Raw genomic sequence first — 26,106 nt, 5'->3', positions numbered from 1 at the left:
TTACACCCCGTGCAGACTTTCCTGGAGCTTACGGCTAAATACGTTTACGAGAAGTATAAAGAAAACATCAGCGACCTCTGCATTGTGCTGCCGTCGCGGCGTGCGAGCTTCTTCTTTAAAACAGCGCTGGCACAGGCGGCACCGGAGCCTATCTGGTCGCCGGAGGTGTATGCCATGGAGGATTTTATCCGCAGCCTTTCCAAAACAGATGTGCTGGAGCCGATTAACCTGCAGCTGGAGCTCTTTGATTTGATGCTGGAGCAGGACCCGAAACTCGACTTTGATAACTTTGTAACCTGGGCCGGTACGCTGCTGGAGGATTTCAGCCGCATTGACCAGAACCTGGTAAACACCGACAAGCTTTTTGACTACCTGAGCGAGGCGAAGGCGCTGGAGCGCTGGGACCCGAAGTTTTTGGGCAAAGACCTCTCTCCCACGCTCAAGAAGTATTTCAGCCTCTGGGACAACATCGAGAAAACCTACCACAACCTGCAAAAGCGCCTGCGCGACAAAAAGCAGGCATACACAGGCATGGCTTTCCGACAGGTGGCCAGTAAAATAGAGAAGATCGCCCAGTCCAGCGCGTGCCACCAGTTTATCTTCATCGGCCTCAACAGCCTTACCAACTCTGAAGAGAAAATCATTCGTACGCTGCTGAAGCAAAATAAGGCCGAAGTGCTCTTTGACTCCGATGACTTTTACATGGACGAAGCTACCCCGAACCGTGCCGGCAGCTTCCTGCGCAAGTATAAAAGTACGTGGGGCATGCCGGAATGGCGCTGGCAACAAAACCTGCTGCTGACGGATGATAAAGAGATAAACGTGATTGGTGTGGCGAATGCCAGCATGCAGGGCAAACTGGCCGGGCAGCTGCTGCAGGAAATACGGAGCAAAAACAAGCACACCCTGACAGCCATCGTGCTGCCCGATGAAACGCTGCTGCTGCCGGTGCTGCACTCCATACCCGAGGAGGTTAAAAATTATAACGTCACCATGGGCCTCAGCTTCCGGGGGACACCTTTGTTTAACCTCATTGATTTGCTGTTCGAGGTACACCTGACCGGTGTGACGCAGCTGCAAAGCTCCGGCTACAAAGTATACCAATACCATCACCTAAGTGTAACGAAACTCCTGACGCACCCTTTTATCCGGCGCTACGAGCTGTTTCTGAACGATCAGCCCGACCAGGCGAAGTACAAAGGAATGATTCAGCAGGTGCTGGACAAAATGGTACAGGAAAACAAGGTGCTCGTCACGGCGCAGGAACTGCTGGAGCTTGGGCAGCATCACCCGCTCTTCGAAACGCTCTTCCGCACTTGGCGCGACTGCGACGACATCATCGTGGCCATGTATGCGCTTATCGAGCTGCTGCGCGAAGTATACGCGCATGGCCGCAACAGCATTGAGACGGAGTACCTGTACATTTTTTATACTTTGGTGAAGCGCCTCGACACGATATTTGACTGCCGGGAGCACAAGATTTCGGTTCGCAGCTTCCGCAAATTCCTCTATGAGCTCATCTCCCAGACGCGCCTGCCGTTTAGCGGCGAGCCGATCTCGGAGGTGCAGATAATGGGTATGCTCGAAACGCGCGCGCTGGATTTTGAGAACCTGATCATCCTTTCGGTAAATGAGAACGTGCTGCCAGCGCCCAAGCGCCAGGAGTCGCTGATGCCGTACGATGTACTGCGGGAGTTTGGCCTGCCCACCTATGCCGAAACGGAGGGTGCCATGGCCTATAACTTTTACCGCCTGCTGCAACGTGCCAAAACGATCAACCTGCTGTACGTGCTGCCCTCCGACACCTATGGGTCGGGCGAGAAGAGTCGTTTTATACTTCAGCTGCAGAACGACCTGGCCCTCCGCAACCCAAAGATCAAGTTCCGGGACCTGACCGCTGCCGTGGAGCAGCAGGAAATGCGGGAGTACAACGAGGACATTGTTATCGGCAAATCCCCGGAGATCATTGCGCAGCTAAGGCAGGAGCTGGAGCGCGGCCTTTACCCTTCGCACCTGAACATGTACATCAACTGTTCGCTGCAGTACTACTTTACCCGCATCGCCAAAATGCAGGAAATGGATGAGGTGGAGGAACAGCTGGGAGCTGATCAATTCGGAACCATTGTGCACCAGGTACTGGAGGATTTTTTCCGCCCGTTCGAACAGAGCGGAGCGCCAATCGAGGCTGTGCATGTGGAGCAGATGCTAGAGGGGCTGGACGAGAAAGTAAAAAAGGAATTCAGCAAAGTAACCCTTGGCGCCAAACCGGAGCGCGGCATGAACTACCTGCTGTTTAAGGTGGCCGTGGAGGTGCTGGAGAAGTATCTGCAAAAGCTAATTTACTCAGAGGAACTGCCGCTTTACGTGCTGCGGCTGGAGGAAACGCTCTCGGCCATACTTCCGGTGCAGGTAGGCAATACCGTGGTAAACGTGCGCATTGCCGGCAAGGCCGACCGCATTGACCTGACGGGACACCAACTGCGCGTAATCGATTATAAAACCGGAAAGGTGGAGCAAAACCAACTACGGGTAAAACCAGATGATGTGGAGCTACACTTTCTTACTGACCCAAAGTATGGCAAGGCGCGACAACTGTGGCTGTACGAGTACGTGATCAAGCGCATGCTGGAGGAGTCGCCGGAAACACTGCTACGGAATGCGCAGCACGTGCCGGTGCAAAGCCTGGAGCCCACGTCTGGCATTATCTCTTTCCGGAACCTGGAGGCCGGCGTGTTGCCTTTCGATTCAGACAATATTGGCGGCAGCGGCGAAACAGGAACAGACTTTAAAATTGCCTCTGAAAAAATCCTGAGCGACTTTGTAAACCGCGTGCTGGACCCGGAGGACCCGATACAGAAAACGAAGGATCTGGATGTGTGCCAGTGGTGCGCCTACCGGGGCATCTGCGCGCGCTAACCTAGTAAATACGCGGCTCTGCCTCTTTATACTTGTGGGCCATATAACTTTCTACGTTGCGGAAACGCCTGCCGCATGCAACGCTTGTTCTGTGAATGGGATCTTATACTTATACTTTAAATTAGGCGCTTATGAAGTGTAATAGTCGGCTGTCTCTTTCGCTGCTTCTGCTGTTGCAGTGCGTGCTTTTCTCCTGCCAACGCGAGGAAGATCTTTCGCCCAAAGAGGAACTGATTCCGCTGCAGGTGGGGAACCAGTGGACGTACCAGGTGATAAACTATATGCATTCCGGCGAAGCGTTGGATACAAGCCTGTACAGGCGTGCTGTCTTGCGCGATACAATCATTTATAACAGTAGATGGTACATTTTGAATGATGGGTACATCGTGCAGAACAGCAACGAAGGATACGTATACTATAACAGAGGCGGCCAGGTGGCGCTGATACTTTACCAGAATGCTGATTACGGCAGTATTGGCTATACATACCAATATCCGGGCTACCTACTCTACGTGCTTACCACCCGTATAAACACCCTAGCCCCCATCGAAAACGCTTATTATAGCTTTATGGGTTACACATTTGAGATTGAGAACCAATATACCACTCCCAACTCACCAACTGTGTCCTCCTTTCAAAAAGACTATGTATCGCCTGATGTGGGCCTCGTCCGATCTGATCTATTCTATGGGGATACTGGCAGGCTGATGCGCCGTTACGAGCTTGTGAACTACCGCTTGAATTGACATCATGGAGATATTAATCAGTAAAAGCCAGCACATGCTTTTTGAGGTGCTGGCTTTTACTGTTTGTTTGATTCCCTGACTACACGTTAACTGCTTTCATCTGCTCCTCCTGGTACCGGTCGCCGGCGGCTACTCCTTTTGGCGCGATGTCATTTATTTGCTGCAGTTCCTCCTGCGTCAGTGTTACATCTAGGGCCCGCACATTCTCCTCCAGGTATTTGCGGCGCTTAGTGCCGGGGATAGGCACAATATCCTCTCCCTGCGCCAGTAACCACGCCAACGCCAACTGCGACGGTTGACAGCCCTTCTGTGCGGCCAGCTCCTCAATTTTCTTTACCAGGTCCAGGTTCTTCTGGAAGTTCTCGCCCTGGAAACGCGGCGAGTGGCGTCTGTAGTCATCTTCAGCCAGATCCTCAAACTTCCTGAACTGCCCGGTTAAAAAGCCTCTGCCCAGCGGGCTGTACGGTACAAAGCCTATACCCAGCTCGCGGCATGTAGGCAGTATCTCGTCCTCCACATCGCGGCTCCACAGTGAGTACTCTGTCTGCAGCGCGGAGATCGGGTGCACTTTCTGCGCCTTTCTTATTGTCTCCGCCGAGGCTTCCGATAAACCCAGGTATAAGACTTTCCCTTCTTTCACCAGTTCTGCCATGGCACCCACCGTTTCTTCAATGGGCGTGTTCTTGTCAACGCGGTGCTGGTAGTATAAATCGATGTGATCCACCCCCAGGCGTCTCAAACTGGCTTCACAGGCTTTCCGCACGTATTCCGGTTTCCCGTTCACGCCAAGAAAGCTTCCGTCCTCTCCCCTTACATTGCCAAACTTGGTGGCCAGCACCACCCGCTCTCTTCTGCCTTTTACCGCTTTCCCGATCAGTTCCTCATTTGCGCCAACGCCATACATGTCGGCCGTGTCAAGAAAATCAACCCCAAGCTCGATGGCGCGGTGCAGGGTGGCGATGGATTCTTGGTCGTTGCGGTCGCTGTAAAAGTCGGACATGCCCATGCAGCCGAGTCCTAGCGCTGAAACTTCGAGTCCTTGTTTCCCTAATATTCGTTTGTTCATAGTACGCTGAGATAAAAAAATAAATTTTCAAGTTGCTATGCTGCAGGCTTTGCTCCTCCAAGCCTGCTGTATACTATACGCGCTACAGGTTATTACGTCGTGAGGGCGCAGCTGTATGTTACCCCACAAGAGAGTTAACTCTGTATAGGGTACTCACAAAATCTAGTTAGGAGGTGATGTAAATAGCTTTTGTACCTCAAAAAGGGGAATCACAGTTAACTATTCGCTGCCAGTTTAGACTTTCTTTCATTGTATCCGCGGAAATAGCCATAACATTCATTTTAAAAGTATTAGGCAGCCCCGGCTAAAATAAAATAGCTATACCATCTCCTAATTAACGCGAGTTCATTGACTGCTGCAGGAGCTGCTATAGTAGCCTGTATGATGGCATGCACGATTGTTGGCTGGCAATGGCGCGGGAATTGCTTCGGCTGTGTAACATATCATTTTAAGCCGCCGTTGATATTATCAAATTCTGATTTCCTAATATTTAATTTATAGAGGAAACAGCTAACTAAACGGTTCAAATATGAAAAAAATACCGATAGCAGGATGGGCTTTAGCAGCAACGCTGCTCCTAAACTCCTGCGCCGTTAATCCTGTAACCGGCAAGCGCGATGTGGTGCTAATGTCTGAGGAGCAAGAGGTGGCGATGGGCCAGCAAACCGACCCTGCAGTAATTGCCCAATTTGGGCTGTACCAGGACCCCGAGTTGCAGCGTTTCATGGAGCAGAAGGGGCAGGAAATGGCTGCAATCTCCCATCGCAGCAACATCAAATACAGTTTTAAAATTGTAGACTCGCCCGTGATCAACGCCTTTGCAGTGCCTGGAGGCTATGTTTATTTCACGCGTGGCATTATGGCGCACTTTAACAACGAGGCGCAGTTTGCCGGAGTACTGGGGCACGAGATCGGCCATATTGCCGCAAGGCACTCGGTGCAGCAGCAGGCCAAATCTACCTTGGCGCAAGGAGGGCTCATACTTGGTTCTATTCTTTCACCCACCGTGGCTCAGGCCGGGCAGGCGGCCTCACAGGGGCTTGGTTTGCTGTTCCTCAAGTTTGGCCGGGATGATGAAAGGGAGTCAGACATGCTGGGCGTGGAGTATTCTTCCAAAATTGGCTATGATGCGGCAGAAATGGCCGATTTCTTTTTAACACTGCAGCGGCAGCAGGAAAAAAGCGGGCAAGAGATTCCTGGCTTCCTTTCCACGCACCCTAACCCGGGCGACCGCTACGAGACAGTGACAGCGCTGGCCGCAGAATGGAAGCAAAAGCTTAATCTGACAAGAGCTCAGGTAGACCGCAACAGTTACCTCCAGCTGATTGACGGATTGGTATATGGTGAGGATCCGCGCCAGGGATTTGTTGAGAACTTTGTTTTCTACCACCCCGAGCTGAAGTTTAAGTTCCCTATACCAAACGGCTGGAACTACATGAATTCGCCGCAGCAGTTCCAAATGGCTCCGAAAGATGGGGGCGCGCTTATGTCGCTTACGCTTGCGCAAGGCGACAACCTGGAGACGGCGGCGCAGCAGGTATTGCAAAATTACAACCTACAGCCGCTTGAGTCGAAGAGTGTGACTGTAAACGGACTTCCTGCTATCGCCATAGTGGCTCAACTTAAGCAGCAACAGCAGCAGCAACAACAGCAACAGCAGCAGGAGATTCGGGTGCTCATGTACCTGATTAAATACAACGGCAACATCTACAACCTGATGGGGGTTACGCTGGCCTCGCAATTCAACAACTACGCGCCGCAGTTCAGCAACACCATGCAGAACTTCAGTGTGCTTACCGACCAAGAGAAGCTGAACCGGCAGCCAGAGCGCATACGCATAGAAACAGTTCAGCAGACTGCTACCCTGGCACAGATTTTCGATCGAAACCAGGTACCAGAGGCGAGACGCGAGGAGTTAGCCATACTTAACGGGCTGCAGCTGAGCGACCGGGTGGAGAAAGGAACCATGATCAAGCTCCTGTCGAAGTAAAGCAGCTTGATCAAATCACAGAAAGAGGCGCATCTACTTAACAGAGGCGCCTCTTTTGTGTGATTGATTGACTCAATTTTTAGAGCTATTCGTCAGGCTAAACTTCACCCAGACTCCTCTTTCTGGCTTTTGCCGTACTGGTGTTATGGCCAAGCCGCCCTTCACTCTTAAAGAATTTTACTACCTTCGAAATATTTCATACTTCTGCTTCGTAAGAAATAGAGAGAAACAAACATGCCCTACCCATTGCGATATTTTATACTACTGCTCACGTTCACGCTTTTCTCAATACCTGTTTTTAGCCAATCCTTAAGAGAAGTGGTGGCAAAACCCGGAGATGGGATTTACTTACTGCTCAAGCGACATGGGTTGAACCCAACCAGCCACATAAAAGCTTTTCAGGAACTAAACCAAAAGAACCTTGGCGCGGGTAACAGCCTTTATGCCGGCAGAACATACCTGCTTCCTGAAACCAGCGCCACCTCCGGCACTAAAGCCGCAGCTGCTGTAGCCAATGCTTCGCCCAGCGTACTGAAGGTTCCGCTTTTCGGGCCGAAGTATGAGCGCGTGGAAATTGTGAACCAGCAGCTGAAAGGAGCCGTGTTTTACCTGGTGGCCGGACACAGTGGCCCTGACCCCGGGGCTATAGGCAAGTATGGACCTTATCAGCTAAGCGAGGATGAATATGCTTATGATGTGACCATACGGCTGGCTCGCCGGCTGATGGAGCGCGGCGCAACCGTTTACATGATCATCCAGGACCCGGACGACGGAATTCGGGATGAAAACGTGCTTAAAATGGATCGCGATGAGGTGGGGTACTTTGGCAAACCTGTTCCCTACGTCCATAAGCTTCGGCTGCGACAGCGGGTACAGGATATAAACCAGCTGGCGCAAAAGCATCGAGGAGCCTACCAGCGCATGCTCTCTGTGCACATCGACAGCCGCAGCAAAGGCCAGAATATCGACGTGTTTTTTTACCATCACGAAAACAGCCCTGCTGGCAAAGCGCTTGCTGAGCGCATTCATCAGGTTTTCGACACCAAGTATAACCGTTATCAGCCAAACCGGGAATATTTCGGCAGCGTTACGCCGCGCAGTAGCTTGTATGTGGTAAAGTACAGTAACCCGCCCACAGTGTTTGTGGAACTTGGCAACATTAAAAACGATAAAGATCAGCGCCGTTTTGTGATTCCGAACAACAGGCAGGCCCTGGCAAACTGGATTACCGACGGCATCATCACAGACTATAAGGCTACTAAATAAACTGAGGGAAGTGCCTTCAGAAGGGTTGAAAATCTCTTCCCACCATACTATAAACTGAAAAAGCAGACGTGAGAAACGCCTGCTTTTTCAGTTTATACCAATTTACTTCCTTACGCTTGAGAGTAATCGTACTCCAACAAACGCTTGATGCTGCTCCTGTGCGGATCGCTTGTTTTGTGTTCGGCTCCCGCGTCTACCATTTCCTCTGTTCCGATCAGTAGTTGCCGTTTAACTACGTCCGGCTCTTTGTCGCGGGTAAAGTATAGAGCCACATAGTCGTTTAGTCCGAAAAAGCCCTCGCGCCCCATACCCATTGATGTAAGAATAGTATTCACATTATCCACCGCAGCAGGTTCGGCACGTTCCGTAAATCCGATGTACCGGAGGCCGTTGCTTTGGTCCTCTCTGTTACGTGGATACTGCTTTTTAAAGCTTTTCTCGAACTCCTTTTTAGTTTCTTCCTTATCGAAATGATATAGCAATACAAAATTTTCCATACGAATCGATATCTTAACTTACAGGTATTTACTTTGACTAAATTGTACGTGGTGCTATGGCAAGTGTTCTTATAACATGGCGTACACCCGGTATTGTTTAGTAACAGCCAGCTCGAATGCCTTCGAAACAGGCTGATAAAATTGCACTGCTTTACAGCTGCACAACCATATCCAAACCTGCCCGTTTATACCAGAGCACTCCCCTATGTGGCACCCTCAATGTGCCCATATATTCTAATTTCATAATTTTCTTACACAAACTTAAATTTTATTACCTATGAAAAAGTTAAATTGGTTGTTCCTGTTGTTGTTTTCTTTTGCATTCATTTCTTGTGAGGACGATGATGATGTGGACCTCGATACCACGGCTCCTGTTGTTCAGATTATGTCTCCCACAGCTAACGCTACCTTTGCCCCGGGCGATCAGATTCAGCTAAGGGCTGAGGTAACAGATAATATTGGCTTGGAGATGATCAGGGTACTGGTAACAGACGCAAGTGGAACTGAGCGTGTAGTGGACGATGAAGACGTGCGCGATTTCCTGAACGACAACAGAGAGGCTGACCTGGACTTCATGATAAACCTTGACCAGAATGCTCAGCCTGGCGCGTATCAAATAACTGTAGAGGCAACGGATGAGCAAGGTAACACGGGCGAGCGAACCGTAAACGTGAACGTTGCAATGTAAACGCCTCCTGTAACCCCACTTGAACTAGCTATACTTAAAAGGGCCCTGCCAGATGCGGGGCTCTTTCATTTTGCAGCAGACTTGGTTTGAAATATTTTTAACCCGCTTATGGTTTCATCAAGCATCTGTTGCAGAAATCATGTTTCCCTCCCTTTCATAAACACTTTACCTGATTTATACACAGACTTGGAGCCGCTGAGATTCCTTTCGGCAGCCGCAGCAGCTTCTTTTGCGTACCTCTCCCATTAAAGGTTGGCTGCATTCATTCAGCTTTCAGATTATTTATTACAAGCAAGAAACAGACGCATGGCGCATAACGAAAACCACCAGGTGCAGTTGCAGTTTTTAGGAGCAGCAGGCACAGTAACAGGATCTAAAACATACCTTCAGACGAACAAGTATAAAATTTTAATTGACTGCGGCCTGTTCCAGGGAGGCAAATCAGAGCGTAAACTGAACAAGCTTGATAAGCTGCCCTTTGCCCCCTCAGAGCTTGATGCTATACTTGTCACGCACGGCCACCTCGACCACACCGGCTACCTGCCTGTGCTGGTAAAGAAAGGTTTCAAGGGACCCATCTACGCCACCCACCCCACCAAAGAGATTGCTGAAGTAATCCTGCACGACAGTGCCAAAATTCAGGCAGAAGATACAGCCGCTGCGAATAAGAGACGCGACCAGTCCAGAAAGCCGCGTAAGCCGCTTTACAAAACGAAGCACGTCAACAAAACCATCAGTCTGTTTGAGACACATCCTGACAAGGAATGGGTAGAGCTAGGCAATAGGGTAAAATTTCGTTTCCTGAAAAGCGGCCACATCCTTGGCTCAGCCTCCATAGAGTTAGAGGTGAATGGAAAGATTTTCCTCTTTTCGGGAGACGTGGGGCAGCGCGCGCCGCTTATACTTGATGCCCCCGTACGTTCCAAAAAAGCAGACTACGTCATCTTGGAATCCACCTATGGAGATAAGCTGCATGATCTTGCGCTCTCGCCGTACCAGGCCCTGCAGGAGGTGGTTAACAGTACATTTGATAAAGGCGGCACTTTGGTGATTCCGAGCTTTGCCGTGGAGCGGGCGCAGGAAATTATTGTGCTGCTGCACAACTTGATGGAAGAAAAGAGTATACCGTCCGTTCCTGTTTACCTGGACTCTCCCATGGGCATAGATATTACCAGGCTGTTCCAGGACCACAGCAGCTGGCACAACCTCACCGAATCTGAAACAGAGAAGCTGACAAAGAACGTGCACATCATCCAGGAGTATCAGGAAACGCTGGGGGTGCTGCATGCCGATGGGCCGAAGCAAAAAATAATTATTGCGGGCAGCGGCATGGTGACGGGAGGACGGGTGCTCTACTACCTGAAACAGTTGGTTGGCGACGCTAAAAACACGGTGCTGCTCGTAGGGCATCAGGCAACCGGAACGCGTGGGCAGCAGCTGGCCAGTGGCGCACCTTTTATCAAAATAGACGGTGAAAAGTATAAAGTAGAGGCCCAGGTCAGCCAGATCGGTTCGCTGTCGGCCCACGGCGACCAGGAAGACCTGCTTTGGTGGTTAGGCCTCCTGCGGGCTTCTAAGCAGGTGTTTCTAAACCATGGAGAGCCGGAAGCCGCTGAGGCGCTAAGGACTAAAATTAAGGGGCAGTTTAAGTGGCCAGTTGAGATCGCAGCCATGGATAAAACTTACACTTTATGAGCAACATATCCTTGCTGCCTATCCTGCCTTGACACAACAATTTGATTATTCACATAAAATAAAAATTTCGAATTGTTGCCTCCATCAGGTATCCGATCAGTTATGCAAAAACATATTTTCAAGTGTTCATTTATACATATTTGAAAACAAAGGGGGGATTAACCCGTTAAAATAGTATACATTAAGTTGATTATTTACTATTTAACTATTCACAACTCTATGAAAATGAAGACTATGAAAAATATATTTTTACTTTCGACACTATTTTCGATCATAAGTTTTGGAGCCTCAGCCCAGATCACTGATGAAGTGCTGGATCGCAGACCACAGACAACTGCTCCTGTTGCCAGCGAAGCTGTAAAGAAAGGGAACTGGCTGGTTGGTGCTAGCATCGGTAATATTGGTCACAATTTTAAGTCCGAAACCTTTACTTTTGACGTTGGGCCACGAGCCGGTTACTTCATCAGCGATAATGCTGTAATAGGTGCGGAAGCGCAGCTCGGTCTGTCTATCTATGACGGTGGCGAATCCTGGCGATATGGCTTAGTGCCTTTTGTTCGCTATTATTTTCCTGAGGGAGCTGCACCAACACATCGTTGGTTTGGTGAGGCTGTACTTGGTTTAGCCGGTAGCTCAGAGGAAGACAGCGAAGGGGATGCTTTCTTTTCCAGAGTATATGGTTTGCGTGCAGGTTATGCACACTTCGTAGCCTCTAACGTGGCACTGGAAGGAACGGTAAACTTAATTCGAAGCAGCGCTAATATTGAAACAGGCAACGCTGAAACCGGACTTTCTCTGGCAGTCGGCCTGCAGATATATTTGCCTGGAAGAAATAACTAAGAACAATCTTTGATCCTACAAATAAAAAGGAGCCACTGCACAATGCAGTGGCTCCTTTTTATTTGTAGGAAAGCTAATCAAGTACTTGCTCCGCAACGCTTTTATTGCCATCAATTTTGTGCTTGTAAGGCAGGCCCAACAACTCTGTTACTACCGGGTACACGTGTATGTTCTGGAATGCCGGAATCTTCAACCCTTCTTTAAAGGCAGGTCCCCAGGCGTAGAAAGTGGCGTGCATGTCTTTAACAGCTACCGGGTCGTAACCATGCGTGCCTGGCGATGGCGTGCGCGTTCCGAAATGGAAAACCTTTGGTGCATCCGTCAGCAACAGGATATCGCCCACTCGTCTGAAGGCATCGTCCTTCCTGCCGTAGTGCAGGTGCCTGGGCAGGTTGTTTCGGGTGTATACATGGTAGGCTCCGTTTGCCTCCTGCTTCAGTTGCTTATACGAGCGTTTAATGGCGCGCTTACTCTGCTCTTTTGCATGCAGCTCTACTACCATGCCGCCACCCGATACCCAGTAGTTGGCAGTGTCTATCGCGGCGGGCATTGGCAAGGTACTGTCTGTGTCTATCTGAGTCATTCCGTGGTCAGACACGAATATATAGTTTACCGGCAAACCAGTCTCGGCCACAGCATCTGTCAGTTGCTTTAACTGCGCATCCATTTCCTGCACTGCCTGCCGCGTTTCGGGTGCGTCGGGTCCATACCGGTGGCCGGCATGATCTACTTCGGGCATATAAAACGTAATTAGGTGCGGGCGTTTCTCTTCAGGTAACTCCAGCCAATCTACCACTGTTTGTACCCGGCTTTCAAAAGGAATCTGCTCATTGTAGGAATACCAGTACGTTGGCCGCACGCCCTGCACCGGGGCCTCCGATCCTACCCAGTAAAAGCTTGCCGTCAGCATTTGCTGTTGCTCGGCCAGTACCCAAAGGGGGACTCCCCCATACCAACTGCCGTCTTCCACTTTTCCCCTGTCGCGCATCGAATACGACTCCTTTCGCTGCGGATCATAAAAGTAGTTATTAATCAGCCCGTGCGAAGCCGGGTACATACCCGTTACCAGCGTATAGTGGTTTGGGAATGTTTTAGAGGGAAAGGAAGGCAGCATCGACTCCGCGGCCACGCCCTGTTGCCGGAAATGCTTTAAGTTTGAAGCGTTATACTTGTCAGCATAATCATAGCGAAACCCGTCAGCCGAGATCATGATAACATAAGGCTTTTGCTGTTGTTCTGGGCTGTTCCGGCGCCCCTCCACTACATGCTGCAAGGTATCTACCTGTGCTACCGAAGGAACAGTAAGTATAAAGGAGATAAAAAGAATGGCGAGTTGTTTCATGCACAAAATTAGTTTTTTAGCCGTAAAGCGCCAGCATGAGCTGTTTAAGCTTGTGTTATGTTCATGTCGTGAAGCAGCAATATCGAGTTCGAAGACCAACATTATAAGCCGGAGGCACTAAGACGCTTAGGTGGAACAAGCGGCATTTTCACCTATGGTTCTGGAGAGAAGCTGCCTGGCAAGTATAAAGGGCAGCCACACCAGGCGCACCTGTTATGGCTATACATCCATTTCGGTCAGATTTGGTTTAAACCCAGCTAATGCAAATAGTCGGCCTTATTCCTTCACAAAAAGGCGCTTATCAAATTCAAAGAGTGCTGTTTCTACAATAGTCACCTGGCGGAAATATGGATGACGGGGGTTGAGCAGATAGTTAAAGTTGCCTTGTACGGTGGCCGAAGGAACTTTCAGCACCAGGTGCTCCGCCTGCTGCACAAACGCATCGCCCAGTTCCTGGGTGCTGTTGGCATGGGGGAATGACTTCCAATCAAGTGGAAGGGCAGCTTCCGGCAGCTCGTTTATACTTGCTCCCTCGGGTATTTCAATGCGGATGAGGTAATAATCTTTAGGGATGATGCCCAGCGGCATGTGCACAGCAATCTCCACCGTACACAGGGCTATAGACTCGCTCGTGTAAAGCATGGCCACGCCCTTGCTGTTCCAGCGCCCACCGGCCAGCTCCGCTCCTTTTCCTGATAAATCATTTTTGTACGGTCCCCTGCTGAGGCGGAATACGATCATGCCAATACGCCGTGTTCAATGCGCGTCAGCTCGTCCCGGAGCAGGCCGATGCCGAAAGTGCTGTCGAGTAGTTCCTTTGGTTTGCCGCCGCCCAGGGCCACGTTTTTCGCGTTAAGCCAAGCATCGAAGTTCAGCTTGTCACCGAATACCTCTATCCCCTTGTTGTACACCAGCGTTATTTCCAGAATTTTTTCCGAGTGCAGCGGATCAAAGGTGCGCTTCTCCTTCTTGTAACGCTGAAAGGTGCGCTCTGACAGGTGCAGAAAATTTGACCAGTCCGTTAGGTTGAACGGGATTACATCGGCAATGCTTTGGAACAAGGCATACTTTATGCCCTCACGCACCGTGCTGATGAGCATAAACACATCCTTGTCATCTATTAGCTTATAAGTTAAGCTGTTATCTAATTTTAGGGCCTCTGCCATAGTTGCTAGTGCTATTCATTCAAATATACGAAACTTGTCTAAATAAAAACGCCAATTGTCGTATTATAGTTTAGCGAGTTCTGCTTTTTTAGGAGGATGCGCTAGCAGTATGGAGCAGTTGCACTAAAAGCTATACTTCAGCGTTGAAACATAAATCAAGTAAAGTTAAGCATGCGATATTGGATAGCAGCAACAAGTATAGTGCTGATAGGATTGAGTGGCTGTAGCACGCAGAGTGCCGCCACTGAAAACCAGGAGCTGCCACCCTACCCGCTTACGATGCAGGATGTAGTGCCTGCCATGGCCCCCAAGACAAATGAGGCAAAGGCAAGGCAGCAGAAATTCCTCAAAGACAATGTGAAGCGGTTCAAGAGCCGGAAACTAGGCAGCGCCTATTATGTGCTGCAGGCACAGCGGAATTTCAACGAGAACAAACTTGACTCTGCCACTATCCTGTTTAACCAGGCTTGGCTGATGGATAGCACCAACAACGATGTATACTGGGGCTATGGACTGGTGTATGGTCGGCAGGAGCAGCATAACAAAGCCTTGTACATACTGTACAGAGCCCTGGCAAATGATAAAAAGAACCCACGCCTGCTTACGGATGTAGCTACGGCACACTTGGCCCGCTACTACATGAGCAGCGAACCAACCGACCTGCAACAGAGCGAAAAGCTGCTGAAGCAGGCGCTTAACCTGGACCCTAAGCAAGCTGCCGACACGTATTACAAACTAGCGGTAAACAACTACTACCAGGGTAACTACGCCACTGCCTGGAAGTACCTGCATGCTAGCATCAAGGAGGACAAAGCCAAGGAAGACAAGCAATTTATAGCAGTGCTGCTGCAGAAAGAGCAGGACCCCAAAGGCGTATATGCGTCGGAGAAAACACAATAGCTTGCAAGTATAAATCCACCGCCTTATATTTAGATGCAGTAACCATAAGTCTACGTGCACAAATCAGGTGATGCAGCCTGAATAAATTGGAACAATAACGCATTATGAAAAAGATACTCTTAGCCGCAGTTGCCTGCTGTTGCGCCGCCACCCTAAGTTTTGCACAGGAGCAAAAAGCAGTAGTGAGCACAAAGGTGATGCCTATGTTCGGTGGAACCCAGAAAACCGAAGCCGAGCAAATGAAGGACGAGAAGTTCCTGACAAGCTGCGACAAAAACTTCGGGGACCGCCGGGAAGCCAGCAACTTCTTTATGGAGCGCGGCTGGGAATACCTGAACGAGGGGCAAACGGACACGGCCATGTACCGTTTTAACCTGGCCTGGCTCCTGAACCCGGACAACCAAAACACCTACTGGGCCTTTGGCCTGGTAACGGCTGCAAAGGGAAGCAACGAGGAGGCTGTGGGTTTCTATGAAAAAGCGCTGGCGCTGAACGCAAAGAACTCCCTGCTCCTGTCTGATGCCTCCAGCGCTTACCTGGCGCTGTACAAGGAAAAGAAAAAGAAGAAAAACCTGAAGAAGGCTGCTGAGTACCTTTCCACGGCCACAACGCTGGATGCTGGCAATGCCTATGCGCTGTACAACCTGTCGCTGGTGAAGTACTATGAAAAGAAGTATGCAGAGGCGTGGGATTACCTGCACAAGAGCCGGAACATCAACATGACGCAGATCGACTATGGCTTCGTGATGGAGCTGGCGGCGCAGATGCCCGACCCGCAGGGCTTCTTTAAACAAGCCGACGCTGACATGTTGCAAACAGAAAGTTCGAGCAATTAGAAATCAAATCCCCTGCCCTTCACCGGCAGGGGATTTTTGTTTGAATCAAGTATAAATTCCGCAAGAATCGGGTTGATAGGTTGGGCTGCATTTAGGAACTTGCTGCCATGAACCACTATGAGACCATCGCCAACGCCCTGACATATCTTCGCGAAAACGCCCGCCAGCAGCCGGAGTTGGAGGAAGTAGCAGCGCACGTTCACCTAAGCCCGCAGCATTTCCAGCGGGTGTTTGCCGAGTGGGCGGGTGTGAGCCCTAAAAAATTTCTGCAGTTCCTCACGCTGCACCATGCCAAGGCCGTGCTTGCGCAAAGTGCCTCAGTGCTGGATGCAGCGCTCTCCACCGGCCTCTCCGGCAGCAGCCGGCTCCACGATCTTTTCGTTAGTATAGAGGGCGTAACACCGGGTGAATTTAAAAACCAGGGGGAAGCGCTGGTTCTAAAATATTCTTTCGGCACCTGCCAGTTCGGGAAATATATTGTGGCCTCCACAGCAAAAGGAATCTGCTACCTTCATTTTTACCAGCAGGAGGAAACCGCTGTGCAGGAACTGCAGCAGAGCTGGACAAATGCCCTGCTTGTGCCTGAACAAGTTGAACTGCACCTGCAGGTGACGGCCTTCTGGCAGCAAAGCCTAACTCCCGCTGCGGGCAAAATCAAACTTCACTTAAGTGGCACTCCCTTCCAATTGAAAGTATGGGAAGCGCTGCTGCGCATTCCGGAGGCACACCTGAGCACATATGGGCAACTGGCAAAATCAATTGAGCAGCCAAGTGCCAGCCGGGCTGTGGGCACGGCAATAGGCAGTAACCCCATCGCTTTTCTAATTCCGTGCCACCGGGTCATCCGAAGCGTGGGTGGCATTGGCGAGTACCGCTGGGGCAGTGAACGCAAAATGGCCATGATCGGCTGGGAAGCAGCAACTGCACAATCAGAGAAACAGAGATAGTAGGGTTAGAAACTACATACCCTAGCACAACTCCTCTCTTGCAGCAAGAATCAGCATGAGCTGAAAGAGACCAAGGCAAAATCTAATCTAAAATTAGAAGTTTTAAAGAGGTTTTGCTGGCTTTGTAGATGGATGTAAAACAGGAAAAAAAGCACTGGCTTGCTCTAAGGTTTTCGCTATATTTGCTTTATACCCATCGAACACTTTTAGCTCATTGATATGAAAAAACAACTACTAAGGGCCTCCATGCTGCTGCTGGCGGGTTCTGTGACGCTTTCTTCCTGCGTGGTATCCAAGAAAAAATACGAAGATCTGATGGCGCGCAAAAATGCGCTTGAAATGGACAAAGCTGGTCTGGAACAGGACAAGTCGACACTGGAGCAGCAGAAAGCTTCTTTGGAAGAGGCCAAAGCCAGCCTGGAGAGCGAGCGTGCAAAACTGGAGCAGCAAAAGCGCGAGTACGAGGAGAGCCTGGCTCAGGCGCTGAAGGAAGGCAAAACCCTGGGCGAAAACCTGAACATGAGCAAATCTCAGATCGAGCGCCTGAATGCCGACCTGAAAGCACGGGAGGCGCGCCTGGCTGAGCTGCAGCGCATTCTGGACGAGAAAGAAAAAGCCGTGGCCAACCTGCGCAACAGGGTAAGCAACGCACTCCTTGGCTTTAACGACAAAGACCTGACGGTGAATGTGCGAAATGGCAAAGTGTACGTATCGCTAGCCGAGCAGCTGCTCTTCAACTCAGGCTCAACCAAAGTAGACCCGAAGGGTGTTGAAGCACTGCGCAAACTGGCTGCCGTACTGAAGGAGCAGCAAGATGTGAACGTGGTGGTAGAAGGCCATACCGATGATGTTCCGATTGCCAAAGGCACCGTGGGCATGCAGGATAACTGGGACCTAAGCGTTTTACGCGCCACTGAGATCACGCGTATACTTGCAAATGCAGGTGTAGACCCTACCCGCGTTACGCCATCTGGCCGCTCTAAGTATGTGCCGCTGGATGATGCGAAAAGCAAGGAGGCACGTCAGAAAAACCGCCGTACCGAGATCATACTTACGCCAAAGCTGGATGAACTCTTCCAGATACTGGAGACTACCTGATTTTTTTGCTCAAAACTATATCAAAAGAGCCAGCCTTAATAAAGGGCTGGCTCTTTTGATATCTATATAATTTGCGTAATCTGCTCTGAAGGAACATCTGGAACGGGTGCTAACTTAGGTTTGGGGAGCAGCCACTTGAACAGGGGAATCAGCACCAAGTACAGGAGGACGCCAACCGGAGTGGCCAACAAGGCCCAGGCGGCAACACCGGCCAGGTTAGCCTGCCAAAGTTTATTTAGCGCCTCCACCCAGTCGGCATTGAACATAGTCTGCATTTCGGCTAGCGACAGGCGCAACTCCCCTAAGCTGAACAGGGAAATACCCAAACGGATAAACGGAATAGCCAGCAGCAACTGAAGTGGCTGCACCAGGTAACTGACCAGCACCGTAGCCGCGATGTTTAGGCGGAAACGCGCCGCCACCAGCGTGCCAAGCAAGGTTGTGACACCTATTGCCGGAATCACCCCCACAACCGTACCTGCGGCCACCGTTGCAGCCAAGCTGCGGGGCGTCATTCCCTGCCATAACAAATTCAGCACAGGCTGCACCAGCCGGCGCTTTACAAAATCAGATATGGCGGTAAATACGAACAACGGAAATGAGGTATGGAAATTTATAAAGAGAAACGGAAAGGAAGCCGCTGAAGTATGCAAAGACCCAGATAAGCAACTAGGTCCTATTGCTACTTAATACACATTCCTTGTGTTTGTAACCTATCCCGGCGCCATATTGTTTCCGCAGCCCCCTACTTCTTTGCATTGCCTTTGCCTCAAGGCTATAGTGATGCAAGGCAATGTCTAAAGCTTTATTTATACATCGCTGGATATTAAGTTGTTAGACAACAAAATTACTTACCACAAAGGTAAATTGGCGTGAATAAAAATAATTTATCAGGGAGGTTAAACTAAACACGCACCTGCTAGTCTAAACCCTGAATTCTACTTCTACCAAACATCAATGAAAAAATTACTACTTGCTCTGGTCCTGTTGCTGACCATGGTGAATGCCTTCGCACAAAATGTTTCCGTTACGGGCGTTGTGCAAAGTGCCCAGGATAAATTAGCATTGCCGGCGGCAAGCGTGGTGCTGCTGCAAACGGGCTCTAACCCACTGGCCGTGGTGACAGATGCCGAAGGGCGCTTCCGTTTTGAGCGTGTAACTCCCGGGCAATATATGCTGGAGGTGAACTACATCGGGTTCACCAAAATTTCCAGGCCTTTGCAGGTGCAGAACCAGTCGGTTGACTTAGGTGTGGTGGCGCTGAATGAAGAAAACACCGCACTGAAAGAAGTGCAGGTAGTGGGGCGTGCGCAACTGGGTGAGCAAAAAGGCGATACTTCACAATTCAACGCCAAGGCCTTTAAAACAGCGCCGGATGCAAGCGCCGAGGAACTGGTAACAAAGATGCCGGGCGTGGTGGTGCAGGACGGTAAAATTCAAGCCCAGGGCGAAGACGTGCAGCAGGTGATGATCGACGGCAAGCGCTTTACGGGCAATGACGTGAATACTGCTATGCGCAACATCTCGGCCGATATGGTGGAGAACGTGCAGATCTTTGATGCCCAAAGCGACAGAGCTGCCTTCAGTGGCTTTGATGATGGAAATCGTTTGAAAACTATCAACTTCACCACGAAGAAAATAGCCCGGGAGGGTTACACTGGAAAAGTTTCTGCTGGCTATGGCACAGATGAGCGTTACCTGGTGGGTGCCAGTGTGAACTACTTTAACAACAACCAACGGATTACGCTAACAGGCCTTACGAATAACATCAACCTGTTTGACTTTTCGATTGGCGAGACACCCGGTGGTGGCATGCGCGGCCGCAGAGGCTGGGGCGGCGGCTCTCCCAACGGCATCATCAGCACCAACAGCTTTGCGGTAAACTACAACGATACCTGGGGCAAGAAAATAGAGGTAAGCGGCAACTATAACTTCACCGACCGCGAGGTGGTGAACAACCAGTACAGGTTCCGCGACTATGTGAACAGCGACACTACCTACGTGGAGAACAGCGTAAACAACAGTGCTGAGCTAAGCCACCGCCTGAACTTCAGGCTACAGTACAACATAAACGAAAACAACAGGCTGCTCGTGACGCCGCGTATCAGCATAGAGCAGAACGAGGACATAACTAACCGTGTGGCGAACACCTTTGCTGATGCACAGCCGCTCACCAATTCCATCAATACCAACTTGGCTCAGCGCGATAACATCAACTTCAGCAACAATATTCTTTTCTCCCACCGCTTTGGGGACTCCGGGCGTATTTTGACGGCTGATGTGAACACGAGCTATGGTAGCACCGACGGGGACACGTACCAGGCTGAGAACACAGACAATTTACTGGATCCGAGCGAGAATGTGGTGCGGGACCAGTACATTAACCTGAACAGAAATAACCTTGCCTGGTCTGGCAATCTGGACTACTCCCAGCGCCTCGGCGAAAAGTCGCGCCTACAGTTGGAGTATAACATAGGCAACCAATTAAATGACTCCGACAGAAGAGCGTACAACCGATTGAGCGAAGACGGCGATTACAGTGGTGAGCCGATTGCCTTTTTGAGCAATAAGTTCGAGAGCAACTACCTAAGCCAAAGCGTTGGACCAAGCTACCAGTACCGCGACGATAAGACAAGGCTGCAGTTGAATGCCCGCTACCAGTATGCCACCCTGGAGAGTGACAGTGAGTACCCGCGGGTTTACTCCTTCAAGCGAAATTTCCAGAATGTGTTGCCGTCTGCGGAATATGAGTATAAAATCTCTAAAACCAGCAACCTGAACATCAACTATCGCACTAACACAAACGTGCCTTCGGTAGAGGACTTGCAGGACGTGCTGGATATCTCTAACCCGCTGCAGCCGCGGATTGGAAACCCGCAATTGGATCAGGACTACCAGAACCGGATCAACCTGCGCTTCAGAAACTTTAACCCGGAAAACAACCATGTGTTCTTTGTGGGCGTGTTCGGTACCGTAACTCAGAATTATATAGCCAACAGCGTATACACCAACAGCGCGCCGTCTAGCTTCACCGACGGATACGAGCTGCAGCCCGGCGCACGCCTTAGCCGCCCGGTGAACATGGATGGCTACTGGAACGTGCGCTCGTTCTTTAATTATGGCCAGCCGCTTCACTTCCTAAGCTCTAACTTTAACGTAAACGGCTCCATCGGCTATACCAGGATACCGGGCATGATTGATGAGCAGGTGAACTACGCCAACAACACCAACTTCAGAGCGGGGCTGAACCTGAGCAGCAACATCAGCGAAAAGGTAGATTTTAACATGTCAACCAACTCCAGCTACAACATTATTGAAAATACGCTGCGCACCAACCAGAACAACAATTACTTCAGCCAGAACACAAACCTGCGCCTGAACTGGATTATCTGGAAAGGTATTGTGTACCGTACCGAGCTGAACCACCAGTACAACCCTGGCTTGTCCAGCGGTGTGGACGAAAGCTATGCGCTCTGGAACATGAGCCTGGGCAAAAAGATATTTAAGAACCAGCAGGGAGAAATCAGCCTAAGTGTAAACGACCTGCTGAACCAGAACGTGAGCGTGCAGCGTAACGTGTTCTCAGATTATGTGGAAGATGTGCAGTCGAGCGTGTTGCAGCGCTTTTTCATGCTGACCTTCTCCTACAACATCCGCAAGTTTGTGGGTGGCGAAGCACCTTCCATGGAAGAGCCGCAGCGAGGGAACTGGGGCGGACGCCGCAACTAATTTATACTCTATCAGAAACCAGTAACAGCAGCAGGGCCGGGAGATATTCTTCCGGCCCTGCTGTTTTATAGAAAATTGAAGCCATACTTGGAGCGATTATACTTGTCAGTTATACTTAAAAATCTTTGTTGAAGTTGGAAGTAAAAGTATTACAAGGTGCTAACATAAATTACCCTTGCTTCCTCCTGCTGAATAGGATTTTAAGCTTATTAATGGTGAAAGCATGTTCTTCTGTTCCTTCTGTTCCCAACAGGTATGACCATGCGGTTAGGCCGTCGGTGTAGTCGCAGTATATCTTGAACATACCCAGAAAAGGAACGGCCACAAACATACCCGGCAATCCCCAGATCATGCCTCCCACCACAATACTAAGTATAGTGAACATGGGGTTGATGTTCACTTTGCTCCCGGTGATGTTGGGCGTCAGAATGTTGTTTTCAGTGAACTGCACCAGCAGGAAAAACAACACCACAGCCAGTGCTTTCTGCGGCGATCCTTGCACCATGAGCACGTACAGCAGTGGAATGGCCCCTCCTATCAGCGTGCCGAAATAGGGTATAAAATTCATGAAGGCCGATAAGATGCCCAGCAGTATCGCGTACTCCAGACCGATCAGGAGCAAACCTGTGGAGTTGATCACGCATAGTATAAGTATAACTATCACCACACCCGTCATGTAGCGCTTAGTAACCTGGGAAATCTCCTCCAGAATATTCTGTGCTTTGGAGTGCTGAAAAGAAGGGATTTGCCGGTACAGGAAATTCTCAAACTTATTGCGGTAGTATAGCATCAGGAAAACATACACGGGCATCAGGCCGAACTTCACAAGGGTGTCGGTTGTGGCTTTCAGCACATTTTTGATAAGGGTGCCGCTAAGCTGAAAAGCACCCGCCACCTGCTGCCTGAGCCATAGCTTGTTTGTGTTTTCAAATTCACCAAACCTCCGTTCCAGGAAAAACTGCAGGCGATCGATATTTTTGAATGCCTGCTCCTGTAGCGCAGGAAGATCACCGAGAAAATTAGACAACTGCTGGTAAAGCAAGACTAATACGCCTACTACGGTAGCCATACCGGCTATAATCGTTAGCAGATTGGCCAGAATACGCGGCACACCCCACTCCTCGAGCTTGCTGACGATGGGATAAAGCAGGTATGAAAAAAGTATAGCGATAAAGATCGGGTACAGGAACTCCCTGGCTTCTACCAGCACATAAACGAGCAGGATAGCAAATAAAAGTATAAAAGTTAGGCGCTTTATCTTCCTGTATTTTACTCCCATACCTCCTAGTACTGCATTTTACCCTGTTTTTGTTTTAGGTATCCTCTTTGGGGGCTCCACAGTATAGTATGAATAGCACAACTAGTGGCCGTAAGCTGCCGGGAAAGCTGTACCTTTGCAAATTAATTCACTACTCATGACTACTTTCCGCGACCTGCAACTTTCTGATGTTTTACTACAAGGCCTGCAAGACCTTGGCTATACTTCTCCCACGCCCATACAGGAACAGGCTATTCCGCTTCTGTTAAAGGGCAGCGATGTGGCCGGGCAGGCCGAGACCGGCAGCGGAAAGACGGCAGCCTTCGGTTTGCCGCTGTTGGCGCGCGTAAATCCGGAACTGCAGCAGGTGCAGGCGTTGGTAATTGTGCCAACGCGCGAGCTGGCGGTGCAGGTGCGCCAGGAGCTGAAGCAGTATGCCAGGCACATCCCAAATCTAAAGATCAGCGCTTTTTACGGTGGCCACTCCTACCGCATTGAAGAAGACTCGCTGGTGCATCCACCCCAGATACTGGTGGGTACACCCGGCAGACTGACTGACCACCTTGGCCGCAGAACATTAGACCTAAGGCATGCAAAGCAGGTGGTGCTGGATGAGGCCGACAAATTGCTGGAGATGGGATTTGAGGAGGAGTTGGATACCCTGATGCGTGCCTTACCCCGTGAGCGGCAGACCATTTTATTCTCGGCCACCATGTCGGGTGATGTAAAGGAGTTGATAACCGAATCACTGCGCGCTCCTGAATTTGTGCAGGCCACGGCCACCTCTGTTCCTGATCGTATCAGGTATATTGGAGTGCAAGTACCGGATGAGCAGAAACGCGATGCACTGGTGCGCGTGCTGGAAAGCATACCACACGCTGGTACAGTAGTTTTTGTGAATGCCCGCCTCACCACCGAAGAAGTGGCCCACCACCTGCAGGAGTATGGCTTTGCGGCCAAGGCACTGCATGGCAAACTGGAGCAACGCGAACGCGATAAAACCATGACGCTTTTTCGCAACGGAACTGCCGCCATACTTGTCGCCACCGACCTTGCTGCCCGCGGACTAGATATCGATAAATTGGAAACAATCATACACCTGGAGCTGCCTTACGATGAGGCTGCTTACCTGCACCGTAGTGGTCGTACAGGACGCGCCGGCCGCTCTGGTACCGTGTACAGCCTGGTAAATCAACGCGAGGCGCAAAAGCTGGAGCAGTGGCCTGAAGTGCAGGTAGACAACTGGCTGGAACCTTCTAATTTAAAAGCTGCTAAAAAATCAGCGGCTACCGAGGCACCTGTTTTCACAACGCTGCACATCAGCGGGGGCCGCAAAGACAAGCTCAGCCCACGCGATATTGTGGGTGCGCTGATTGCGGAGGCAGGCATGAATGCCACAGAAATTGGGAAGATCGAAATTCAGGATTTCCATAGCTTTGTGGCCGTACCGGAAGCAGCCGCATCTAAGGCAGTGGCAAAACTGAACGGTGCTAAAATCAAAGGCAAGAAGTATAAAGTAAGTCTGGTGCGATAGATAATCTATTCCCACCACCTTCCAACAGCTAATGTCATTTCGACCCAAGGGAGAAATCTATTCTGAACTTTATGCGGAAAACTCTTGGGAGGCGCGATGTATAGTGTACTGTGGATCTTATACTTCATTTTCCTTCAACACGTACTCCAGTCTCATTAACTAATTTCTTTAGCAATTTCGCAACAAAAAACTAATAATCTGCTACCTTTACCTTATGGAGATACTCATAGGCATAGCAGCTTTTTTGGGAGGCTTGGTGGTGGCCTTTCTGGGGCTGAAGGGGAAGTTGAACAGCCTGCAGCAGGTGGCGAACCAGGCCGCTGTGACACAGGGTGTGCTGGAGGCGCAGGCAAGGCAGCAGACAGCCGATGTGGAACAGTTAAAAGCGTTGCTGCGGGAAGCGCAGACGGAAACCATGGAGCTCACCAATGCCCTCACCAAAACCGAGACGGACTACGAGCACCTGAAAGCCCGCCTGCAGGAGCAGGGGCGTGAGTTGGAGCGGCTGCGCGAGAAGTTCCTGCAGCAGTTCCAGAGCATTTCCAACCAGGTGCTCATGAACAACGCCGAGCACTTCAACAAATCATCCTCTGAAAACCTGGAGCGTATCCTGAACCCTCTGAAGGAGCGCATTAAAGAATTTGAAGCCAAGGTAGACCAGACTTACGAGAAGAACCTGAAGGATAGTATTTCCCTTAAGGAGCAGATCACGCAGCTGGCTTCCCTGAATCAGCAAATGAGCCAGGATGCCATCAACCTTACCAAAGCCCTGAAAGGGGAAAACAAAACACAGGGCAACTGGGGCGAATACCTGCTGGAGAGCCTGCTCGAAAAATCCGGGTTGCGCAAAGGAGTGCATTTTGAGCGTGAGGAAGTGCGCCAGAACGAGGACAACAAAGTATACCGGCCGGACGTGATCATCCGCCTGCCGGAGGGAAAGCACCTGATTATCGACTCTAAGCTGTCGCTGGTGGCCTATGAAGCCTATTGCAGCTGCGAGGACGATCACCAGCAGGAGCTATACTTGCGCAGCCACATCAACTCCATCCGCACGCACTTCACCGACCTGGGCCGCAAAGACTACCACCGCCTGAACGGCATCAACTCACCTGATTTTGTGATGATGTACATTCCGCTTGAGCCCGCCTTCAGCCTGGCCCTGCAAAATGACCACGATCTCTTCACCGACGCCTTCGATCGCAACATCGTGCTGGTGACCACCTCTACCCTTCTGGCAACGCTGCGTACCGTGGCCGGCGTGTGGCGGCAGGAAGACCAGAAGCGCAATGTAATTCGCATCGCCGAAGAGAGCGGCAAACTGTACGATAAGTTCGTGGGCTTTGTGGATGATCTGAAAACAATTGGAAAGCACCTGGAGAACAGCCAGAATTCCTACAACAGCGCCATGAACAAACTCACTGACGGCAAGGGAAATCTCATCCGGCGGGTAGAGATATTGCGCGAACTGGGTGCCAAAACCAGCAAGACAATAGACACCAGCCTGCTGCAGGAAGCACAACTGCCGGAAGAGAAATCAGAGGTATAGCGGGTTTATACTTCCTTCTATTGAAAATCATAGAGTGACTTTGGGA

Annotated in this window: 21 protein-coding genes; 14 read left to right on the top strand and 7 right to left on the bottom strand. The window is 50.3% G+C overall.

Annotation, left to right across the window (positions count from 1 at the left end; genetic code table 11):
* The first annotated feature begins 9 nt into the window (after positions 1–9).
* Both A0W33_RS18640 and A0W33_RS18635 read left to right on the top strand, forming a co-directional pair.
* Positions 10–2,916 (top strand): PD-(D/E)XK nuclease family protein, encoded by a 2,907-nt coding sequence (locus tag A0W33_RS18640; RefSeq protein ID WP_068839597.1) that lies wholly within the window; start codon positions 10–12, stop codon positions 2,914–2,916.
* A 131-nt stretch (positions 2,917–3,047) separates the two neighbouring features.
* Positions 3,048–3,662 (top strand): hypothetical protein, encoded by a 615-nt coding sequence (locus tag A0W33_RS18635; protein ID WP_139237083.1) that lies wholly within the window; start codon positions 3,048–3,050, stop codon positions 3,660–3,662.
* Positions 3,663–3,741: 79 nt separating this feature from the next.
* Here A0W33_RS18635 and A0W33_RS18630 read toward each other — a convergent pair whose 3' ends face one another.
* A complete protein-coding gene (locus A0W33_RS18630) occupies positions 3,742–4,728 on the bottom strand; it encodes an aldo/keto reductase (RefSeq protein ID WP_068839595.1) in 987 nt (328 codons plus the stop codon).
* 529 nt (positions 4,729–5,257) lie between these two features.
* On the opposite strand from A0W33_RS18630, the gene A0W33_RS18625 reads away from it, so the two are divergent.
* Together A0W33_RS18625 and A0W33_RS18620 are read left to right on the top strand one after the other, a co-directional pair.
* Complete coding sequence (locus A0W33_RS18625) at positions 5,258–6,718, top strand: M48 family metalloprotease (RefSeq protein ID WP_068839594.1); 1,461 nt, start codon at positions 5,258–5,260, stop codon at positions 6,716–6,718.
* 234 nt (positions 6,719–6,952) lie between these two features.
* Positions 6,953–7,984, top strand: a complete 1,032-nt coding sequence (locus tag A0W33_RS18620; RefSeq protein ID WP_068839593.1) for an N-acetylmuramoyl-L-alanine amidase family protein — start codon at positions 6,953–6,955, stop codon at positions 7,982–7,984.
* A gap of 110 nt (positions 7,985–8,094) precedes the next feature.
* Here A0W33_RS18620 and A0W33_RS18615 read toward each other — a convergent pair whose 3' ends face one another.
* Entirely contained in the window at positions 8,095–8,481 is a 387-nt protein-coding gene (locus tag A0W33_RS18615; protein WP_068839592.1) for a hypothetical protein, read from the bottom strand.
* A gap of 277 nt (positions 8,482–8,758) precedes the next feature.
* On the opposite strand from A0W33_RS18615, the gene A0W33_RS18610 reads away from it, so the two are divergent.
* The 3 genes from A0W33_RS18610 (at position 8,759) to A0W33_RS18600 (ending at position 11,704) form a co-directional block, all read left to right on the top strand.
* On the top strand, positions 8,759–9,169 hold the full coding sequence (locus tag A0W33_RS18610) for a DUF4625 domain-containing protein (RefSeq protein WP_068839591.1): 411 nt from the start codon (positions 8,759–8,761) through the stop codon (positions 9,167–9,169).
* 306 nt (positions 9,170–9,475) lie between these two features.
* Positions 9,476–10,864, top strand: coding sequence for an MBL fold metallo-hydrolase RNA specificity domain-containing protein (locus A0W33_RS18605; RefSeq protein WP_068839590.1), 1,389 nt, complete (start codon positions 9,476–9,478; stop codon positions 10,862–10,864).
* 219 nt (positions 10,865–11,083) lie between these two features.
* The gene (locus tag A0W33_RS18600; protein ID WP_216637165.1) at positions 11,084–11,704 is read left to right on the top strand and encodes a hypothetical protein; all 621 of its coding nucleotides are present in this window, start codon (positions 11,084–11,086) and stop codon (positions 11,702–11,704) included.
* Positions 11,705–11,777: 73 nt separating this feature from the next.
* On the opposite strand, the gene A0W33_RS18595 is transcribed toward A0W33_RS18600, so the two are convergent.
* The 3 genes from A0W33_RS18595 to parS form a co-directional block, all read right to left on the bottom strand.
* The gene (locus tag A0W33_RS18595) at positions 11,778–13,046 is read right to left on the bottom strand and encodes an alkaline phosphatase family protein (protein ID WP_068839589.1); all 1,269 of its coding nucleotides are present in this window, start codon (positions 13,044–13,046) and stop codon (positions 11,778–11,780) included.
* A 276-nt stretch (positions 13,047–13,322) separates the two neighbouring features.
* The gene (locus A0W33_RS18590) at positions 13,323–13,787 is read right to left on the bottom strand and encodes an RES family NAD+ phosphorylase (RefSeq protein WP_068839588.1); all 465 of its coding nucleotides are present in this window, start codon (positions 13,785–13,787) and stop codon (positions 13,323–13,325) included.
* A complete protein-coding gene (gene parS, locus A0W33_RS18585) occupies positions 13,784–14,212 on the bottom strand; it encodes a type II RES/Xre toxin-antitoxin system antitoxin (protein WP_068839587.1) in 429 nt (142 codons plus the stop codon). Before parS ends, A0W33_RS18590 begins: the two co-directional genes overlap by 4 nt.
* Before the next feature lie 171 nt (positions 14,213–14,383).
* Here parS and A0W33_RS18580 point away from each other — a divergent pair, with 171 nt between their 5' ends.
* From A0W33_RS18580 to A0W33_RS18565, 4 genes are all read left to right on the top strand, one after another.
* Positions 14,384–15,112, top strand: a complete 729-nt coding sequence (locus A0W33_RS18580) for a tetratricopeptide repeat protein (RefSeq protein WP_068839586.1) — start codon at positions 14,384–14,386, stop codon at positions 15,110–15,112.
* 104 nt (positions 15,113–15,216) lie between these two features.
* Positions 15,217–15,948, top strand: coding sequence for a tetratricopeptide repeat protein (locus A0W33_RS18575; protein WP_068839585.1), 732 nt, complete (start codon positions 15,217–15,219; stop codon positions 15,946–15,948).
* A gap of 107 nt (positions 15,949–16,055) precedes the next feature.
* A complete protein-coding gene (locus A0W33_RS18570; RefSeq protein WP_068839584.1) occupies positions 16,056–16,895 on the top strand; it encodes a methylated-DNA--[protein]-cysteine S-methyltransferase in 840 nt (279 codons plus the stop codon).
* A 219-nt stretch (positions 16,896–17,114) separates the two neighbouring features.
* A complete protein-coding gene (locus tag A0W33_RS18565) occupies positions 17,115–17,993 on the top strand; it encodes an OmpA family protein (protein ID WP_068839583.1) in 879 nt (292 codons plus the stop codon).
* 62 nt (positions 17,994–18,055) lie between these two features.
* Here A0W33_RS18565 and A0W33_RS18560 read toward each other — a convergent pair whose 3' ends face one another.
* A complete protein-coding gene (locus tag A0W33_RS18560; protein WP_068839582.1) occupies positions 18,056–18,586 on the bottom strand; it encodes a DUF2062 domain-containing protein in 531 nt (176 codons plus the stop codon).
* Positions 18,587–18,950: 364 nt separating this feature from the next.
* Here A0W33_RS18560 and A0W33_RS18555 point away from each other — a divergent pair, with 364 nt between their 5' ends.
* Positions 18,951–21,722, top strand: coding sequence for an outer membrane beta-barrel protein (locus tag A0W33_RS18555; RefSeq protein ID WP_068839581.1), 2,772 nt, complete (start codon positions 18,951–18,953; stop codon positions 21,720–21,722).
* A gap of 169 nt (positions 21,723–21,891) precedes the next feature.
* Here the strand turns inward: A0W33_RS18555 and A0W33_RS18550 are convergent, their stop codons facing one another.
* Positions 21,892–23,001: an AI-2E family transporter gene (locus tag A0W33_RS18550; protein ID WP_068839580.1), complete on the bottom strand. Its 1,110-nt coding sequence runs from the start codon at positions 22,999–23,001 to the stop codon at positions 21,892–21,894.
* Between the two features lie 136 nt (positions 23,002–23,137).
* Here A0W33_RS18550 and A0W33_RS18545 point away from each other — a divergent pair, with 136 nt between their 5' ends.
* A complete protein-coding gene (locus A0W33_RS18545) occupies positions 23,138–24,514 on the top strand; it encodes a DEAD/DEAH box helicase (RefSeq protein WP_068839579.1) in 1,377 nt (458 codons plus the stop codon).
* Between the two features lie 214 nt (positions 24,515–24,728).
* Positions 24,729–26,060 (top strand): DNA recombination protein RmuC, encoded by a 1,332-nt coding sequence (rmuC, locus tag A0W33_RS18540; protein ID WP_068839578.1) that lies wholly within the window; start codon positions 24,729–24,731, stop codon positions 26,058–26,060.
* Positions 26,061–26,106: the final 46 nt, after the last annotated feature.

Source organism: Pontibacter akesuensis (assembly GCF_001611675.1).
GTDB classification, from domain to species: Bacteria; Bacteroidota; Bacteroidia; order Cytophagales; family Hymenobacteraceae; genus Pontibacter; species Pontibacter akesuensis.
The sequence above is the reverse complement of the archived record's forward strand: the minus strand, read 5'-3'. Positions and strand labels throughout refer to the sequence as shown.

Coding starts and splice junctions, on each gene's coding strand:
- A0W33_RS18635 (WP_139237083.1), top strand. CDS start 3,048: ATGAAGTGTAATAGTCGGCTGTCTCTTTCGCTGCTTCTGCTGTTGCAG.
- A0W33_RS18630 (WP_068839595.1), bottom strand. CDS start 4,728: ATGAACAAACGAATATTAGGGAAACAAGGACTCGAAGTTTCAGCGCTA.
- A0W33_RS18625 (WP_068839594.1), top strand. CDS start 5,258: ATGAAAAAAATACCGATAGCAGGATGGGCTTTAGCAGCAACGCTGCTC.
- A0W33_RS18620 (WP_068839593.1), top strand. CDS start 6,953: ATGCCCTACCCATTGCGATATTTTATACTACTGCTCACGTTCACGCTT.
- A0W33_RS18615 (WP_068839592.1), bottom strand. CDS start 8,481: ATGGAAAATTTTGTATTGCTATATCATTTCGATAAGGAAGAAACTAAA.
- A0W33_RS18610 (WP_068839591.1), top strand. CDS start 8,759: ATGAAAAAGTTAAATTGGTTGTTCCTGTTGTTGTTTTCTTTTGCATTC.
- A0W33_RS18605 (WP_068839590.1), top strand. CDS start 9,476: ATGGCGCATAACGAAAACCACCAGGTGCAGTTGCAGTTTTTAGGAGCA.
- A0W33_RS18600 (WP_216637165.1), top strand. CDS start 11,084: ATGAAAATGAAGACTATGAAAAATATATTTTTACTTTCGACACTATTT.
- A0W33_RS18595 (WP_068839589.1), bottom strand. CDS start 13,046: ATGAAACAACTCGCCATTCTTTTTATCTCCTTTATACTTACTGTTCCT.
- A0W33_RS18590 (WP_068839588.1), bottom strand. CDS start 13,787: ATGATCGTATTCCGCCTCAGCAGGGGACCGTACAAAAATGATTTATCA.
- parS (WP_068839587.1), bottom strand. CDS start 14,212: ATGGCAGAGGCCCTAAAATTAGATAACAGCTTAACTTATAAGCTAATA.
- A0W33_RS18580 (WP_068839586.1), top strand. CDS start 14,384: ATGCGATATTGGATAGCAGCAACAAGTATAGTGCTGATAGGATTGAGT.
- A0W33_RS18575 (WP_068839585.1), top strand. CDS start 15,217: ATGAAAAAGATACTCTTAGCCGCAGTTGCCTGCTGTTGCGCCGCCACC.
- A0W33_RS18570 (WP_068839584.1), top strand. CDS start 16,056: ATGAACCACTATGAGACCATCGCCAACGCCCTGACATATCTTCGCGAA.
- A0W33_RS18565 (WP_068839583.1), top strand. CDS start 17,115: ATGAAAAAACAACTACTAAGGGCCTCCATGCTGCTGCTGGCGGGTTCT.
- A0W33_RS18555 (WP_068839581.1), top strand. CDS start 18,951: ATGAAAAAATTACTACTTGCTCTGGTCCTGTTGCTGACCATGGTGAAT.
- A0W33_RS18550 (WP_068839580.1), bottom strand. CDS start 23,001: ATGGGAGTAAAATACAGGAAGATAAAGCGCCTAACTTTTATACTTTTA.
- A0W33_RS18545 (WP_068839579.1), top strand. CDS start 23,138: ATGACTACTTTCCGCGACCTGCAACTTTCTGATGTTTTACTACAAGGC.
- rmuC (WP_068839578.1), top strand. CDS start 24,729: ATGGAGATACTCATAGGCATAGCAGCTTTTTTGGGAGGCTTGGTGGTG.